This is a genomic window from Protofrankia sp. BMG5.30, from assembly GCF_001983005.1.
In the GTDB taxonomy this organism is placed as follows: domain Bacteria; phylum Actinomycetota; class Actinomycetes; order Frankiales; family Frankiaceae; genus Protofrankia; species Protofrankia coriariae.
This window is the reverse complement of sequence record NZ_MOME01000010.1, coordinates 44873-62545: the sequence shown is the minus strand read 5'-3', so window position 1 is coordinate 62545 and position 17673 is coordinate 44873. Positions and strand designations below refer to the sequence as shown.

Genomic DNA, 17673 nt, shown 5'->3' with positions numbered 1-17673 from the left:
GAGCAGCCCGACAGCGACGGCCCGGACGGCTACGCGCTTCCGTCCGGGCCGTTCGTCGGTTCGGCTGCCGGCTCCGCCGCTGGCCTGGCCGCTGGTTCCGCCACCGGCTCGGCTGCCGCCACCGGCTCGGCTGCCGCCACCGGTTCTGCCGCCGCCGGTTCTGCCGGCGGCTCGGCCAGGGCGTCCGCGATCGGCCCGGCGGTGAGCGTCACCTGCCAGGGCCGGGCGCCGCCGGCCCGCAGCATCCCGGCCACCAGCTCGGCGGTCACACGCCGGTCGTCGACCGGCTGCTCGTTGGCCGGCTGGTCGTCGGCCTCCGGACGCGGTGGTGACCAGGCGAGCCGGCGGGCGAGCGCCGGTTCCAGCAGGTTCTCCACCGGCATGGTCCGCTCGGCGGCGATCGCGGTGAGACGGGCGCGCACCCGGGTCAGCCGGGCGGCGGCGGCCGGGTCGCGGTCGGCCCACCGGTTCGGTGGCGGTAGGGTGTCGGCGTTCGCCGAGGCGGGCGCGGGCAGGGCGTCATCGGGCAGCCCGGTGGCCTCCCGCAGGGCGGTGAACCAGGTCCGCGCGGTGCGGCGCAGGCGCGGGCCGGAGAAGACCGGCAACCGGGTCAGGGCCTCGATGTCCGCGGGAGCGGCCAGCACCGCTTCGATGATCGCGCTGTCCGGGAGCACCCGGCCGGGCGCGATGTCGCGTTCGCGGGCGATCCGGTCCCGGGTTGTCCACATCGAGCGGACCGCAGCGAGCTGGCGTCGGTTGCGGACCCGGTGGATCCCGCTGGTGCGCCGCCACAGGTCCGGCCGTGGCTCCCGTGGGAGAGCGGCCGCGATCGCGGCGAACTCCTCCCGGGCGAAGGCCAGCTTGCCCTGCGTCTCCAACTCGGTTTCCAGGGCGTCGCGCAGTTCGACGAGCAGTTCGACGTCGAGCGCGGCGTAGCGCAGCCATGGTTCGGGTAATGGCCGGGTGGACCAGTCGGCGGCGGAGTGTCCCTTCTCCAGGGTGAAGCCCAGCACCTTCTCGACCATGATCCCGAGGCCGACCCGCTCGTAGCCCAGCAGCCGGCCGGCCAGTTCGGTGTCGAAGAGCCGGCTCGGACGCAGGCCGACCTCGGCCAGGCAGGGCAGGTCCTGGTTGGCCGCGTGCAGAACCCATTCGGCGTCGCCGACGGCGTCCTGCACGCAGGTGAGGTCGGCGAGCGCGACCGGGTCCAGAAGGTGGGTGCCCGAGTCACGGCGGCGTATCTGGACGAGGTAGGCCCGCTGGCTGTAGCGGTAGCCTGAGGCCCGTTCGGCGTCGAAGGCGACCGGGCCCGTGCCGGCGGCCAGCCGTGTCGCCGCCGCGAGCAGCGCCGTTCGGTCGACGATCACGGCAGGTATGCCCTCGGCGGGTTCCAGCAACGGGCGGGCCGCTCCCGCGCTGTTGTCCGGCCCTTGGCCGAGTTGGTGGGATGAGTCCGGAACCGTCGACGTCACGATCGGCGATGGTACGTCGCGAACAGCGTCCAAGCGTGCTGGTCGGGCCCAGGGAAGCCGACCGGATCGACCAGGGACGGCGGTTTGTCCCGGATCGGGGGCCTCCTTTCACTCTGGWAAGTCATTTCGTCGCTCAATGTGTCGAGATGGTGTGGAGTCGAGATGGTGTGGAGCCGGGGTGGTGTGGAGCCGGGGTGGACGGGGCCGGCACCGGGACGGCGTCGAGCCGGGGTCAGCACGGATGGCGGGACGGCAGGGGCACCACTCCGCGTACCCGCGGCGGCAGGCCCACCATGGCCGCCAGCAGGTCGACGAAGGAGTGGAGCTGGGCCGCAGCCTCGGCGGGCCGCCACACGCGGTGATCGCAACCGTTGGCCGTCCAGGGCCATTCCGGTGACCAGGAGCAGCGCAGTTCCACATCCGAGCTGTCGCCGTCCGCCGCCAGCACGCCGAACCGTTTCGAGTTCGTGATGGTCACCGTGCCGCCGATCGCCCGGTAGCCGGCCTGGTTGGCCTCCATCGCGTCCCGCAGCCACGACCAGACGACCTCGGGCAGCAGTGGGTCGGTGGCGATCTCGGGGTCGACCGCCGCGCGGGCATAGCAGACGAACCGCGCCGTGCCCTCCCATGCGCTGTGCCCGGCCGGGTCGAACAGGAGGATCAGCCGGCCCGAGGCTGCCTCGTCACCGTCCCGCGAGAGTCCGCCGGCGACCGCGAACGCGTACGGCGCGAGTCGCGCCGGCGCCTGGATCTCGTGTACCGCGACCTCCGGGCGGACCCGGCCCATCGCGTCCCGCAGCGCCGCCGTGGCCGCGACGAAGACAGCTGGGCCGCCGTCCGGAGACAGCGGCGCACCCATGGACGTCACGGTAGGACGTCCTGACCGTGGGCGCGCGACGGAGCGTGGACGCGCGAAGCGGCGCGGGCGGCGGTATGGACGAGCGGGGCGCGGACCAACCGGCAGGAAACCCACCGACAGGCGGCGGTCGACCGATCGGGCGACATGCGGTCGGGCGACATGCGGTCAGGCGACATGCGGTCAGGCGACACGGCGCAGCCGCTGCTGGTGTGCTGATCCACCAGACGGTTCCGGCTCCCGCGCGGATACCCGGGCGGCGGGGGAGTCCGGCTGCCCGGGGTTGAGGAACACGGCCGTTCCGCAGTCGACGCAGGCACGGTCGGGGCAGTCCGCGCCGTGCCCGTCGGAACACGGGGGCTGCTCGAAACCGCGCTCGTCACCGCACTGCGGGCAGATCAGAAAGGTCAGCTCGTCACCGCCCACAAGGACCTGTTCCATCCGGACACCACTCCCCAGGGCACGCTCACGACACAGAGGGCGCGCGTGGACATCACGGACCCTCTCGTCCCATCCCGACTTCCCTGACGGTGGCACGGACAGGCCCCATCTTCGCGTATTCGGAGTCGGCGTGTCGTGCACGTGCATGATGCCCGGTACGCAAGTCATCGCGGTAACGGTTATGTTGCGCGGCCATTGGGGTGTTCGTGCCGTTTCGTGGTGCCATGGTGGCCGTCACGGCGGGTTCGCCCCTGCCGGGACGGCCCGCGGTCATCTCCCAGGGCTGCCCCGGGAGGTGACCGCGGCGGTTCGAGGCCTGGCTTCAGGACGCGGGTTCGGATGCCGACGTGGCGGGGGCGCCCGGTCCGGTGTGGGCGGCATCGGCGGTGCGGTCGGACGCCAATGGCCGCAGCCAGCGGCGTTCGACGAAATAGGGGGCAACCGGCAGGACGGACGCGCCGAGCGCCAGCAGCGTCCGCCGCGTCGCCCAGTGATGTGCCGTGGCGACGGCGACGATGACCGCGCAGTAGGCGAGAAAGAGYACGCCGTGGATCGGCCCGAGCACCCTGACCCCGCCGGGGTGATCGGCCGTATGTTTGATCACGGTCGCCACCAGCAGGAGCAGGAAGGACGTCGCCTCGGCAATCGAGATCAGCCGGGCGGCAGCGAGCAGTTGGTCGCCACTGTCGGACCGTCGGTGGTCACCGTCGGCTGGCATGTTCGGCCTCCATGGTCATGACGCGTGAGTCGTCACGCGTGGTCGGTCATCGCACATGATCGGCTCGTCACGCGTGGTCGGGTCAGTGGGTGTGGTCGGCTCGGCAGGCTCGGCAGGCATGGCAGGCTCGGTCGTCGCGGTGGCGGCATGGTCGCGCCGCCTTCGGCCGACCGCCGGTGGGAGGGCTTGCGAATCCGGTGGCCGGTCTGTTCTACGTGCTGTCGAAGATAAACCGTTCCCGGGGCGGCCTGTCGAGCCTCCGGGGATGCCCGGAGGCGGTGGCGCGTCGCGCCGTTCCGTGCCCCCGTGCTCGCGAGTCCGGGGTGTTCGTCGAAAAAACCGAGTATTTCGCCTTGCCCGCCCTTGCCCGCCCCTGCCCGCCCCTGCCCGCCGTCGTCATCGTCGCCGTGCCCGCGTCCCCGTGCCCGGCGGGCCTGGGCGCCCGCTGCGGTGAGGTCTGTCCCACCCGCCTGCCCGTGCCATGTCCGAGTGCGGCAGCGGGCGTGACGGAGGTCGCGACCGGGCTGCTCTCCCTGTCGGGAGCATCCATCGCGATGAACGTGCAACCATCAGGGTCATGTGTGCGGCAGCAGTGGATCCAGCGGCGGATCCGACAGAACCGAGCGGAACGTCCGGGGCGGGTGGGGCATCCGGGGCACGTCCCGAGTTGCGCGACGCGCCGTTCCTGCGTGCCTGCAGGGGCGAGCCAGCCGAGCATGTTCCGGTGTGGTTCATGCGCCAGGCGGGCCGCGCGCTGCCCGAGTACCGCAAGCTGCGCGCGGGCACGGCGATGCTCGACTCCTGCCGTGATCCGGATATGGTGACGGAAATCACGCTACAGCCGATACGCCGCTTCCGTACGGACGCCGCGATCCTGTTCTCCGACATCGTGCTGCCCCTGGTCGCCATCGGGGTGGACATCGACATCGTCGCCGGGGTGGGCCCGGTCGTCGCGGAACCGATCCGGGACGGCGYCGCGCTGGCCCGGCTGCGGCCGCTCGCCGGCGACGACGTCCCGTACGTGACCGAAGCCGTCCACACGCTCGTACGCGAGCTGGGGCCGACCCCGCTGATCGGATTCGCCGGGGCTCCGTTCACCCTGGCCAGTTACCTCGTCGAGGGCGGGCCGAGCCGGACGCACGCCCGCACCAAGCAACTGATGTACAGCGCGCCGCGGGTGTGGCACGAGCTGGCCGACCGGCTCGCCGACATCACCATCGGTTACCTGCGGGTCCAGGTGGACGCGGGGGTGAGCGCGCTGCAGCTGTTCGACTCGTGGGCCGGGGCGTTGGACGAGGCCGACTACCGCCGCTACGTCCTGCCCCACAGCCGGCGGGTCCTCGAGGCGTTCGCCGGTGACGGCGTCCCCCGCATCCATTTCGGGGTGAACACCGGGGAGCTGCTCGCCGTCATGGCCGAGGCCGGGGCCGACGTGGTCGGGGTGGACTGGCGGGTCCCACTGGACGAGGCCGCCCGCCGGATCGGCCCGGGCCGGGCGGTGCAGGGCAACCTCGACCCGACCGCCGTCTTCGCGCCACGTGACGTCCTTGCCGAGAAGGTCCATGACGTGTGCTCCCGCGGAGCCAAGGCGGACGGCCATGTGTTCAACCTCGGGCACGGGGTGCTCCCCGAGACCGATCCGGACGTGCTCGCCCACATCGTCGAACTGGTGCACGATTTCTGAGCACCAGCCGTTTCCGAGCGCCATCCGCCCGCTGGCCGTCTTCTGAGCGCTGCTGCCGTCGACGGACCGGGTGCCTGGGACGTCAACGCCGACTCTTCTGGTCGTCGTTCCGGGAGGCCTGGGCAGCCTGGGCCCGGCCGGTCGGCGGGAGGCCATGGCCGGGCATCTGTCGCGCGGCGCCGTGTGGCGCCTGCGGCGTCCGATGCGGCGCTGCGTAGGCTTTCTGTAAGCGATGTATGACCTGTTGTGACGTCATGTGACGCCGTGCGGGTGGCCGGGTGCCTTTTCTCACCCTTGCCGGGCAATCTTTGCCCGTCGCGGTCCGATGGGCGGACGCGGGAGGAAACTGGTGCGGGTCACGCAACATGCGGCCGTCGGCCCGGGCCGGCACGCCGCTGGACAGCGGCGGTCGGCACGCGGACGGTGGTCAGGCGTGTACGGGTCATACGTGTACGAGGTCATACGTGTACGGGCCAGGCGTATCGGGCCAGGTGTATCGGACGAGGTGGCCGTAACGGGAGGAGCGGGTCTGCATGCGGGTCGTCGTGGTCGGAGCGGGTGTCGCGGGGCTTGCGGCCGCCCATGCGCTGCGGGGCCGAGCCCAGGTCACCGTCGTGGAGGCCACCGACCGGGTCGGTGGCAAGCTGCGGACGACCCCGTTCGAGGGGCTGGAGCTTGAGGAGGGCGCCGAGTCGTTCCTCGTCCGCGTGCCGGACGCGGTGCGGCTGGCCCGTCACGTGGGCCTCGGCCACGACATCGTCCATCCGGCCACCACCAGCGCGTCGCTGCTGATCTCYGGCCGGCTGCGTCCGCTGCCCCCGCGGACCCTGCTCGGCGTCCCGACCGACGTGGTCGGCCTGCTGCGGTCACGGGTGCTCTCCCCGACCGGGCTCGTGCGCGCCGCGGCCGATCTGGTGCTGCCGCGCACCCCACTGCCGGCCGATCCCACGGTCGGCGGCTTCGTGGGCGCCCGGGTCGGCCGCCAGGTCGTCGAACGCCTGGTGGATCCCCTGCTTGGCGGGGTGTACGCGGGGCGGGCCGACGCCATGTCGCTGCGGGCCACGGTTCCGCAGCTGACTCCGATCATGTCCGAGAGCCGTTCGCTGCTGCTCGGGGCGTACCGGGTGCGGGCCCGCACGGCACCGGCCGACCCCGCGACCACCCCGGTGTTCGCCTCGGTGCGTGGCGGCCTGGGCCGCTTCGCCGCGGCCGTCGCGGACGCCAGCGAGGCGGAGATCCTGCTGGGGACGCGCGTGCGCAGGCTCAGCCAGACCGCCGCCGGCTGGCGGCTGAGCCTCGTCGGCAGCGGCAGCGGCAGCGGCAGCGGGCCGCGTGCCGTGCCGGATGGCACCAGCGGTGACACCGGCACGAGTTCAGGTCCCGGAGCCGACGCCGGCCCTGCAGCCGGCCCGGGAGCTGATCTGGGCGCCGATCTGGAAGCCAATGCCGTCGACGGACCGGGTGCCTGGGACGTCGACGCCGACGCCGTGATCCTCGCCGTACCCGTGCCCGAGGCCCGGCGGCTGCTCAGCCCGGTGGCGCCGCACGTGGCCGCGCCGCTGGCCGCGGTCCCGTACACGTCGGTGGCGTTGATCACGCTGCTCTACCGCGGGGTACAGCTGCCGCCGGGCAGTGGCTACCTCGTCCCGCCGCGCCAGGGCAACGTGATGAAGGCGGCCACGTTCCTGTCCGCGAAGTGGCCGCACCTGTCGGCGGACCCCGGCCTGAGCATCGTGCGAGCGAGTGTCGGCCGGGCCGGCGACGAAAGCGATCTGGAACGCTCCGACGTCGAGCTCGCCGGTGTCGTCGCGGCCGAGCTGGCCGCCGCGACCGGCCTGACGGCCCGGCCGCTGGCCAGCCGGGTGACCAGGTGGGACGCCGGGCTCCCGCAGTACCTGCCCGGCCACCTCGAGCGGACGGCGGTGGTACGCGGGATGCTGCCCGCCGGCCTCGCGCTGGCCGGCGCCGGGTACGACGGGGTGGGTATTGCGGCCTGTGTCCGCTCCGGCGAGGCCGCCGCGGAGACGGTGCTGCGTTCCGACGACGCGGTCCGGATCGGCCAGTGACTCGATCTCGGCTGCGGGCCCGTTCGCGGATGCTGGCCCGTTCGGTCGCCGGCAGGTTTTCGGACGGCGACCCGTTCGCGGATGGTGACCCGGTCCGGTGGGGTACTGGCGGGCCCCGGCCGGCCCGGTAGGTGACAATTAGGCCATGCCCGAGACTCCCACAGCCATCACCGAGACTCCCGAGACCGGGACCTCCCAAGGCGGYCCCGTCCCCTCCGCCCGGGAGCTCAACGCCGAGCTGCTCTACACCTCCTGGTCGGTCTTTGCGGCGCGCGAGGCCCTGCCCGCGGACCGGACAGCGATCGCGGCCGAGGTGGAGAGTCTGCTGGAGGGGGCTCTCGCCAAGGACGTCTACACCCGGGGTGTCTACGACCTGAGCGGCTACCGGGCGGACGCCGACGTCCTGCTGTGGTGGACCAGCCCCGACCCCGACCTGCTCCAGGAGACCTACCAACGGTTCCGCCAGAGCGCTCTCGGGCGGGCGCTGGCGCCGGTGTGGTCGGCGGTCGGCCTGCACCGGCCGGCCGAGTTCAACCGCAACCACGTGCCCGCCTACGTCCGGCGCGAGGACCCGAAGGCGTACGTGTGCGTCTACCCGTTCAACAGGTCGCTTCAGTGGTACCTGCTGCCCGACTACGAACGCCGCGGCATGCTCGCCGAGCACGGGATCATGGGCCGGGAGTTCCCCGACGTCCGGGCGAACACGGTGTCCGCGTTCGGGCTGGGCGACTACGAGTGGCTGCTGGCCTTCGAGGCGGACGAACTGCACCGGATCGTCGACTGCCTGCGGCACCTGCGCGCCAGCCGGGCACGGGAGCACACCCGCCTGGAGACGCCGTTCTTCACCGGCGTCCGCAAGCCGATCGCCGACCTTGTCGCGGCCCTGCCGTAGGCCTCGCGGGGCCACGACCGCCCGCCGCGGACCGTGCAGGGGCACGGCCCTTCTACCGCAGCCGCGCAGGGGGCGCGGCCCTCTTGCCCACAGCCGCGCGGGGGCGCGGCCCTCTTGCCCACGGCCGCGTGGGAGCGCGGCTCCTGCCCACGGCCGCGTGGGAGCGCGGCTCCTGCCCACGGCCGCGTGGGAGCGCGGCTCCTGTCACAGCCGCACACGGCTGCGGCTCCTGTCACAGGCCGCGCGGTGTCGTGGCCGCGCCGACATGCTGACGGCAGGTGCGCGGGCCTGAGCGAAAAACGCGTGCGGGGCCGAGCGAGAGACGGTAGCGAGGGACGGTATGGACCCGATCGTTGCCGCGAACCTGTGTTCCTACACCGACGGCACACAGGTCGCCGACTATCTGGCCACGCCCTACCATTCCCGCCGGGTGGCGGACGCGACCGACCTGCTGATACAGGAGGCCCGGCGCCGGAGTACCCGGCCGCTCATAGCCGACCTGGGCGCCGGGACGCGAACCGTCAGCGAAAAGCTGTCCCAACACGGAGCCCGGGCCGTCATGGTGGATCTCGGCGCCCACCAGTCCGGCCGGACGGCCCGCTGGCACATCCCGCTGGTACGGGCCGACCTCACCCGCCCTCTCCCGTTCCGGTCGGGGGCGCTGGACGGGATCTTCGCCGGTGAGATCGTCGAGCACCTTTTCGACCCGGTCGTCTTTCTGACGGAATGCCGGCGGGTTCTGGCCCCCGGCGGGGTGCTCGTGGTGACCACGCCCAACCTCGCGACCCTCCAGGACCGGATTCGTTTCCTGATCGGCCGAAGCCCCCGTCAGGTCGACCCCCATCATCCCTACCTGAAGCTGCACATACGCCCGTTCACGTACTCGTCCCTGGTCCGGGCCTTCGACGTCTGCGGCTTCCGGGTTGTCGGTTTCCGCTCCAACTACGTGGTGCTGGGCGGAGAGGCGCGCAACGTCTCGTCACGGGTCCTCGCGCGGGTGTTCCCCTCGCTCGGGGGATCGCTGGTTCTCGCCGGTGTCAGGACCGGCTGAAGGCGTCAGGACGGGGCGAGAAAACCCGGCGCTGACGGCCAGGCGGTGACGGCCGGGCGGTGACGATCGGCTCCGAGCGTCGGACCGGCCGCGGCCTTCACGGGCTTCACGGCCGGGGCCGGCCGGCGCTGATCGCGCAGTGAGAACGAACCGTGGTCGGTGGTGCAGGTACCGTACGGGCTCATGCCGTACACCGCGATGTCCGACAGCGGGCCGGAGTAGGTGCGCGCGGGGGGCAGGCCGGTCAGGGCGATGCGTGAGTTCGGGTCGTCGGGCCAGGCGAGGGTCACGTGCGGGTTGAAGCGGTCGCCGTCGGGCGCGGCCACCTCGTCGTAGCCGTAGCGGGCGAGCTGGCTCACCGCGGCCGGATCGGCCGGGACACGGCCTGCCAGCACGTCGTGCAGCCGCTCGCCGGCGGGGCTGAGCTCGCGTAGCCGTCCCCGGCGCAGCGGCTCGACCGTCCTGATGACCTCGCGTTGCAGTTCGACCCAGGCCGGTGACCGGCGGAAGTACAGCTCCGGCGCGCCCTGCGGGTTGTGCCGGTACTCCTCACCCTCGCCGTACAGCGGCGGCAGGGCCTGGGCCACCGTGCGGACGACGTCGACAACCAGGGGTATCTCCGAGGGGCTGACGGCGAGCATGAACAGCGACACGTGCGGCTCGCAGACACCGCCGGCCGGGTCGTGGGGGTATGCCGCGCCGAGGCGGAAGTGCGACGGATAGCCATTGGCCGCCATCCGCCGGGCCAGGCCCGCGCTCGACGAGACCGCCTGCCGCCGCAGCGGAGGGGGCAGCAGGAGCACGACGTCGAGGGTGACGGTGGTGGGAGAAGACACTGCGCTTCCTCTGCTCGAAATGGTCAGGCCGTCCGCGCCGGCACAACCGGTGTGAACGGATTCCCGGCGGTACCGGAGCGCCGGCACACCGGATACCGACACAACGCATGGCTGGCCGGATGCGTTGCCGAATAGTGTCGCAGCTCATGGTGGGCGGTGTCCCGGTATCRGCACCGGCGTTTTCCGGCCGTCGGAAGTACGAACCGGCCGCCGGGAACCGCCGGGAAGTGGCGAACCGGCCGCTGGAAGTACGAAAAGCACAGCCTCTGTTGTGTCGCCCGTGGTCATCGTTTCACGACCGGCCCTGGTTATCCGAGAAATGTTCCTGTCGCGACGACGACGACAAGGCCGGCGACCAGCGCCGGCAGGCCGATCCGCAGGCCGAGGACGGTGTACTGCCAGGGGCTGACATGGACGTCGAGGCGGGCCGCGGTGGCACGCCAGAGCAGGCCGGCGAGCGCGCCGTGCAGGACGAGCACCGGCCCGAAGTTGACACCGAACAGCAGCGGCCACAGCTGGTCGGGATTCGCGTCGATCTCCGGCAGGCCGATGAGCAGCGCAGGCAGGTTGTTGATCGTGTTGGCGCCCAGGATGCCGAGCCCGGCCACCCGTACCTGCGCGAGCCAGCCCGACCCGCTGAAAAGAGCGCCAAGGCCCAGCTCCGGGGAGGCCGCCGTGGCCACCACCCCGAGGCTCACGGCGAGGGCGGCCGCGCCGAACGGAAGGTCGCTGACCCGGACCGTGCGGGTCAGGGCGAACARCACGACGTCGGCGACGAGCGCCACCGCCCAGGCCGGCACGCCGAAGAGGTCACCGACGGTGAAGCCCAGGACGACGAAAACCACGATCGGCGTGCCGAGGCGCAGTGCGCGCGGATCCACCGGGTCCCTGACCTGGTCGTGCAGGGCCGTGGCGGTGTCGATCCGGCGGTAGCCGTACCAGCCGACCACCACCGCCACCAGCGACGCCGGCCCGAGCCGGGAGACGAAGTCGGCGACACCCAGGTCGTAGCGGTCGGCGGCGATCAGGTTGGTGAGGTTCGAGATCGGCAACGCGCTGGACGCCAGGCAGGCCAGCAGGACCGGCTGCATCGCCAGCATGGTCGGGTTGAAGCCGTGCCGACGCGCGATGCGGATGTAGAGCGGGGTGAGCAGCACGACCGAGGCGTCGAGGTTGAGGAACGTGGTGACCGCCGCCGCGAGCACCCACAGGCCCAGCCGTGGGTTCGGGCCGGTGTCCACGAGCGCGGCCACCGACGAGAAGAACCCGAGCCTGTCCAGCATTGCCGCGAGCGGCACGGCCAGCAGCAGGAAAGCCAGCGGTGACACCAGCGGCCGGACGGCGTCGACCGCCTCGTCGCCGGCCATGCCACCGATGAGGAGGAGTGCCACCGCGGCGACGGCTGGCACCACCCAGTTCGGGATCCGGGCCGGGCGTATGAACACGCCGAGTACGGCGGCGGCCAACAGAATGATCCGAACGGCCGCCACCGCACACATGCTAGCGCCTGGTGACAGAAGCTCCGGATGCGCCCAGTGGTGGGATGGATTCACCCGAAGGGTCGGAGCTGAGGGTCAGAAGGGCGCCTCGACCGGCAGCAGCCGTACCGCGTCCAGGTGCCGGTCGAGCTCGCCCAACTCGAAGCGGCACATGCCGATCACGTGCCAGATCTCGCCGGCGAGGTCGCCGCCGAACTTGTAGCCGCCGTCGGGCGCCAGCGCCGCCCACCCGCTCTCGTGGCCGACCAGGGTCACCGCCAGGCCGGTGGGCCCGGACCGGCCGACGTTCCACAGCCGGGCCGTGCCGTCGTCGCCGCAGCTTGCCAGGCGGGTGCCGTCCGGGCTGAAGTCCAGCGACCAGATCCGGCGGGTGTGCCCGGCCAGCGTATCCAGACGGCCTCCGCTGGCGATGTCCCAGAGCTGGACGACCAGGTCGTCGCCGGCGGTGGCGAGCACCGTGCCGTCGGGGCTGAACGCGGCCGCCCACAGCCGTCCCCGGTGCTGGGCGAACACCCGCAGCAGCTCGCCGGTGGCGGCGTCCCACAGCCGGGCTGTGCCGTCGTTGGACGCGCTCGCGAGCAGGCTGCCGTYCGGGGTGAACAGCACCGCGTACACGCGGTCGGTGTGGCCGGTGAGAGTCCGCCGGCACTCGCCGGTCTCGGTGTCCCACAGCCGTACCCTGCTGTCGTCACATCCCGTGGCGAGCAGCCGGCCGTCCGGGGCGAACGCGAGCGAGCGCACCCGCCCCTTGTGGCCCTCGAAGGTCCGGATGTGCCGGCCGGTCCCGCGGTACCACAGGCGCACGGAGTCGTCGTCGTTCGCGGTGGCGATTATCTCCCCGTCCGGGCTGAACGCCTGGGCCCACACGTGGTCGGTTTCGACCCGCAGCTCCCGTTCGTAGGCGCCGGTGTCCTGGGTGCCGGGAGCGTCGAGGTTCCACAGGTGCACACCACCGGCGCTGCTGGTCGCGGCGATGCGCCGGCCGACGGGGGTGAAGATGGCGGAGGTGAGACGGTCGGCGGCACCGGTGAGCTCCCCGCGGCGCTGCCCGGTCCGTGGATCCCACAGCCACACCTCGCCGTCGTTGCCGCTGGTGGCCAGCAGGGAGCCGTCGGGGCTGAAGCGCACCGAGCTCAGCCGCCGGCCGTGCCCGGTCAGCACGCGCACGCACGTGCCGCTCACCGGGTCCCACAGCCGCGCGGTCCGGTCGTTGCTGCTGGTCGCTATCTGGCCGCCGTCCGGGCGGAACACCATCGGCCAGACCGCCCCCTTGTGCCCGGTCAGCTCGTGGCGCTGCTCGCCGGTGGCCGGGTCGATCAGCCGCATGACCCGGTTGTTGTCGCTGCTGGCCAGCAGCGTCCCGTCCGGGCTGAACAGGACCCGGTACACGGCCGCGCCGTGGCGGGTGATGATCCGCCGCTGCGTACCGCCGGCCACACCCCACAGCCGGACCACACCGGCTATGTCGCCGGTGGCCAGCAGGTGGCCGTCCGGATGGAAGTCGAGGGTGTAGACGGCCCGTTCGTGCCCGACGAGGTCCTCCCGGAGTTCGCCGGTGGCGGGGTCCCACAGGTGGACGCCGCCACCGTCGCCGGCGGTGGCGAGCAGGCTGCCGTCCGGGCTGAAGGCCAGCCGGAAGACCTCCGCCGCGGTTGATATCCGCTGGTGCAGCTGGCCGGTCGCGGTCTGCCACAGCCGCACGGTGCCGTCGCTGTCGCCGGTGGCGAGCAGGCTGCCGTCCGGGTGGAACGCCGCGGTCCACACCCGGGAGGCATGCCCGGGCAGCAGCGCGCGGACCTGGCCGCCAGCGGTGTCCCACAGCCGGACGGTGCCGCTGCTGTCACCGACGGCGATCAGGCTGCCGTCCGGGCTCGGCTCCACCGGCCAGACCCAGTCGCGGTGACCGCCCAGCGTGTGCAGGCAGCGGCCGCTCGTCGGCTCCCACAGCCGGACGGTGGTGTCGTTCGAGCCGCTGACCAGCACCTCCGACGCGTAACGGACGACGTATGCCCGGCTGTGGTGGCCCTGCAGCGTCTGGAGCGGACGGCCGGTGGCCGCGTCGCAGAGGAGGATCCCGCCCTCCTCGCTGGCGATCGCCAGGATCCCGCCGTCCGGGCTGTAGACGACCGGGTCCGGGATCCGGCCGGTCTCGAAGCCGAAGGAGACACCGAGCGCGGACGGTACGAGACCGACGTGCACCTGCTGACCCGGGGCCACGGCGGCACCCTGCCGCCGCGCGTCGGCGAGCAGCGCCGGGTCCGCGCTCGCCCCGACGATCGCGCTCTGCCGCAGCCGGGCGCCGTCGATGCGCGCCCCTCGCAGGCTGGAGCCGAGCAGGCGGGCGCGGGTCAGGTCGGCGCCGGTGAGGTCCGCCCCGCTCAGGTCGGCCTCGTCGAGGCGGGCGGCGACCAGCCGGGTGCCGCGCATGACCGCGCCGGTGAGATCGGCACCGGTCAGGATGGCGTCGGTGAGGTCGGCGTCGGTGAGGTCCACCGCCCRCATCTCCCGGTACGACAGGTCCTCGCCGCGCAGTGACACCCCGCGCAGGTCGCTGCGGATGGGGGTTCGCAGCCGGGCACTGACCTTCAGCGCGTTCGCCCTGGTCACCTCCGCGGCGTCCGGGCCGGCGAGCACGCGGGTGGCCCAGGCCCGGGACGCCTCCGCGGTCGCCAGGTCGCAGAGGAAGTCGATGGCCAGCTGGGAGAAGTGGCGCCTGGACAGCAGCTGCGGGTCGGTGACCCCGCGGGCGAACTGTCGGGCGACATCGTTGGCCACGAACCATTCGGTCACCGACAGGTGAATGAAACCGAACAGCCCGTCGTCGGTCCGGGTCAGCAGGCTGCCCGCTCCCATGGCGTGGACGGTCTGCTGGGCGGACAGCTTGCCGCCGGCCAGCCCGGTGAGGGCGGCTGCGACCTCGCCGAGTTCGGCCAGCCGCAGGAACGGCTCGTTCGACTCCCACAGTCGCAGCGCGAGGGTCGTCACCGCCGTCCACAGGTCCTCGAGGCTCAGGGTGACCGGCGCGCCCGGCACCCCCTGGGTGCGCACCACCTCACCCCTCAGCCAGGTGGTGAGGATCTCCCGGTAGAGCCCGGCCGCGGACAGGGTGTGCCGGGCGCTCGCGACGCTGGTGAGCTGTTCGGCGTCCAGGTCGGCGACGAAGCTCAGCATCCGGGGGTTGCGGGACAGTCCGCCTAGGTCCTGAATCCGCTTGATGAGGTCGAGCCGCTCGTCGGCGGCCGCCTCGTTACCGTTGTAACGGTTCACCAGATAGGTACGGATCTGCGAGGGGGCGAACTCCTCGATGTTGAGGACCCGGCGCTGCGGCAGCAGGCCGACCTTCGCGCCCAGCGCGGTGAACACCTGCGAGTTGGTCTGGAAGTGGTGGGTCCGGCTGGCAACGACGATCTTCGCGTCGTTGCTGGCGGCCGCCAGCAACGTGTCGAGATGGTCCGCGGCCCGGTCGTAGGTGACCCGGCTGACCAGCTCGTCGAACCCGTCGAAGAGCAGGACGATACGGCCGCTGCGCAGCAGGTAGCGGAACGCCTTCAGGTCGATGAAGTCCCGCCCGTGGTGGGCGAGGTGGGCGGCGACCATCCCGTCGACGTTGTGCGCCTTGTCCAGGGCGCGCAGCTCGATGAAGATCGGTGTCAGGTGGGGCAGCTCGGACGGTATGCGGCGGGCGACCTCCCGCAGGGCGAAGCTCTTGCCCCGGCCGAAGTCCCCGAGGACGAGGATGAAACGGCCGTCGTCCTGGCCGAGCAGCCGCAGCAGCTCGTCCGTGAGGCCCTCGTGGACGGCGCGGTCCACGCCGATGAGATCGCGGTAACGCTGCGACACGTACAGCTCCGCCCGGTAACGCGGGTCGTCCACCAGCCGGGCGGTCTGGTCCGCCACGAAGTCGCTGAGGTCCAGCAGCCCCTGGAACTCGGTGAAGCTGCGTACCCGCACCCGGCGGCGCAGCGCCTCCTCCCGCAGGGTCTGGTGCACCGGGATGTCGGTGACGATCTCCGAGTGGAGATCGGGCGCCAGGGCGTGCACGTGATGGACGAAGGCCTCCACGTCGGCCAGGCCGATCGGTCCGAGGTGGGCGCCGATGCGTAGCTGCCGGACGTAGCCGTCGTCGTCGTAGGTGACCAACAGATGCGGGACGGCGCCCCCGATCTGGCGGATCCTGGCCTGGTGGTAGCGGGTCCGGCAGACGTCGGCGATCCGCTCGAGCTGCGTCAGGAGCGGGTCGGGCGCCTCGTGCGGGGCGCCGGCGTCGGAATCGCCACCGCCCCCGGCCTCGGCGACGTTGATCGTGGGATACGACCCGCTGCCGCTCACCGTGCCAGGGAAGGTCGCGCCGACGGCGTGCCAGGTGCGGCGCAGCCGCCCCGCCGCCCCGGGCCGGGCAGCGCCGCCCACCGGCCGGGCCGGGCCGTCACCGTCGGTCCACCGGGTCAGGCCGTCCGGGTCGATCGTCAACAGCTGGAGCCGGCCGGGAGCGGGCGCCGGGACCACCGGCAGGCCGGACTTCAGCGCACCGGGGACCGACGCGGCCCCGGACGCCGACGGGCCGGTGCCGCCCGTCCCCGTTCCCGCGCCCGGTGACTGCAGCCCCGGCAGGAGCAGGTTCAGCCGGCCGCCGAGGAGCCGGTCGAACGCGGTGGTGTCGCGCAGCACGGCGGACTCGTCGACGGCCCGCTCGCCAGGCCCGCCGCCCGGCGGCGCCGGCGGGTGGAAGACGGCGCCGATCCGCAGCACCCCCGCCTGTTCGAACGGCCGTAGCTGGTGGGCGAACCAGGCCGCCTGGGCGGTGCCGACGTAGCCGTAACGGTCGCTGTCCCGGTGGCTTTCGGCCATGGTGGAGTTCAGCCCCGCGACGGCCACGTCCAGGTCGGGGACGTGGAAGAGGGACCAGGGCTGCGCGCTGTCGAACAGCGGGCCCTCGATGCCCTGGTAGACCTCCCGGAACAGGTTGGCGAAGTGTCGCCACTTCGGCCAGTAGGGGGGCTGCGGCTCGATGTCGTCGGCGTCGCAGTTGGCGAAGTAGGCGCGGGCGGCCGCCTGGTTGATGTCGTGGCTGCCCGGGACGACCACGAGCCGGTGCGCCTCGAGGCTCAGCAGCGCCCGCAGGCCGGCCAGGAACGTCAGCGCCTCCTCGAACTCCCGGGGGTGGCCGGAGCTGGTCAGGTCGCCGGTGACGACGAGCAGGTCCGGATGGGAGGCGCCGGCGTGGATGAGCCGCGTGACATCACCCCACAGGCGTGCCTGCAGCTCCCCGGCGGAGCGGACACCGTCCGCCCCCCGCCGGGGTATCCGCGGCGCGGCGAGGTGCAGCACCGTGACGGACGGCCGCGGCCGGCGTGCCGGAGCCGCCGCCAGCGGGTAGGCCGGCGCCACCACGGGCAGGCGCCGGGTGGTGACACGGCTCGGCGAGACGGGCTCGTCGAGTTCCGCCGCGGGGAGGACGGCCCGGGCATCCGTCGCGAGCGGGTAACCGGGGCCGGTCTCGGGTTTCGCGCGTCCCCGCAGCGTGTCGGAGACCTTCTTCAGTAACAGCTCGCGAGCCTTCTGGGGGTCGGTGACACCGACCAGGTCGACAAAAGTGATCGTGGACAGCAGCCCGTCGAGCTCGCACTCCTCCGTGCGTACCGTGACGAGCTTGCTTTTCGAGGTGTCGGGGTCCAGCGCAACCTGCCATTCCAGGTTCCCCCACCTGGATTGCATATAGCTGCGGGACAGTACCGCGATGACGAGGGTCGCCTCGCTCACCCCGCGGTCGATGAACTCCTTGAAGTTGCTGCCGGKAACGAAGTCCCAGGCCTGGATCATGGTTCGGTAACCGGCGGTCTCCAGCTCCCAGGCGATCCAGGACGCCCAGCGCTCATTGGCCACCGAGTAACTGATGAAGAAGTCCAGGGGGCGGTCCGCGCGGATCGGATGGGCTTGCGACGCCATTTGCCCAGTATGGCCCAGGGGATACCACGTGGCAGGGCCGGCACGCCACGTCATCGGATGTTTTTTGGAGTTTTGTCAAAATTTATATTGTTTTGTCCTTTTCGGTTGGTTTCCGGTTGCCGGCGGGCTCCGGGTCGGGCCGGCGCCGGGCAGACCACGGGGCGGCGCCGGCCGCGGGCCGGGCGGCGGGGGCATGGGCGGGGCATGGGCGG

The 17673-nt window shown here is 72.4% G+C and carries 11 protein-coding genes; 4 read left to right on the top strand and 7 right to left on the bottom strand.

What is annotated here, in order from left to right:
- Nucleotides 1-29: 29 nt before the first annotated feature.
- The 4 genes from BL254_RS05640 to BL254_RS05625 form a co-directional block, all read right to left on the bottom strand.
- Nucleotides 30-1472 (bottom strand): HRDC domain-containing protein, encoded by a 1443-nt coding sequence (locus BL254_RS05640; protein ID WP_076842810.1) that lies wholly within the window; start codon nt 1470-1472, stop codon nt 30-32.
- Between the two features lie 232 nt (nt 1473-1704).
- The gene (locus tag BL254_RS05635; protein WP_052914499.1) at nt 1705-2331 is read right to left on the bottom strand and encodes a DUF3000 domain-containing protein; all 627 of its coding nucleotides are present in this window, start codon (nt 2329-2331) and stop codon (nt 1705-1707) included.
- 180 nt (nt 2332-2511) lie between these two features.
- Nucleotides 2512-2769, bottom strand: coding sequence for a hypothetical protein (locus BL254_RS05630; RefSeq protein WP_047222613.1), 258 nt, complete (start codon nt 2767-2769; stop codon nt 2512-2514).
- Between the two features lie 322 nt (nt 2770-3091).
- The gene (locus tag BL254_RS05625) at nt 3092-3487 is read right to left on the bottom strand and encodes a DUF3817 domain-containing protein (RefSeq protein ID WP_047222612.1); all 396 of its coding nucleotides are present in this window, start codon (nt 3485-3487) and stop codon (nt 3092-3094) included.
- A 577-nt stretch (nt 3488-4064) separates the two neighbouring features.
- Between BL254_RS05625 and hemE the strand changes: the two genes are divergently transcribed.
- From hemE to BL254_RS05605, 4 genes are all read left to right on the top strand, one after another.
- Nucleotides 4065-5171: a uroporphyrinogen decarboxylase gene (gene hemE, locus BL254_RS05620; protein WP_139342197.1), complete on the top strand. Its 1107-nt coding sequence runs from the start codon at nt 4065-4067 to the stop codon at nt 5169-5171.
- Nucleotides 5172-5704: 533 nt separating this feature from the next.
- Entirely contained in the window at nt 5705-7237 is a 1533-nt protein-coding gene (gene hemG / locus BL254_RS05615) for a protoporphyrinogen oxidase (RefSeq protein WP_047222610.1), read from the top strand.
- A 145-nt stretch (nt 7238-7382) separates the two neighbouring features.
- Nucleotides 7383-8129 carry a hydrogen peroxide-dependent heme synthase gene (gene hemQ / locus BL254_RS05610; protein WP_139342196.1) on the top strand — a complete coding sequence of 249 codons (747 nt, stop codon included), beginning with the start codon at nt 7383-7385 and terminating at the stop codon, nt 8127-8129.
- Between the two features lie 340 nt (nt 8130-8469).
- Nucleotides 8470-9180 carry a class I SAM-dependent methyltransferase gene (locus tag BL254_RS05605; protein ID WP_047222609.1) on the top strand — a complete coding sequence of 237 codons (711 nt, stop codon included), beginning with the start codon at nt 8470-8472 and terminating at the stop codon, nt 9178-9180.
- 5 nt (nt 9181-9185) lie between these two features.
- On the opposite strand, the gene BL254_RS05600 is transcribed toward BL254_RS05605, so the two are convergent.
- From BL254_RS05600 to BL254_RS05590, 3 genes are all read right to left on the bottom strand, one after another.
- A complete protein-coding gene (locus tag BL254_RS05600) occupies nt 9186-10016 on the bottom strand; it encodes a hypothetical protein (RefSeq protein ID WP_047222608.1) in 831 nt (276 codons plus the stop codon).
- Between the two features lie 308 nt (nt 10017-10324).
- Entirely contained in the window at nt 10325-11515 is a 1191-nt protein-coding gene (locus BL254_RS05595; RefSeq protein WP_047222607.1) for an SLC13 family permease, read from the bottom strand.
- A gap of 75 nt (nt 11516-11590) precedes the next feature.
- Nucleotides 11591-17461: a TIR domain-containing protein gene (locus BL254_RS05590; protein WP_076842711.1), complete on the bottom strand. Its 5871-nt coding sequence runs from the start codon at nt 17459-17461 to the stop codon at nt 11591-11593.
- Nucleotides 17462-17673: the final 212 nt, after the last annotated feature.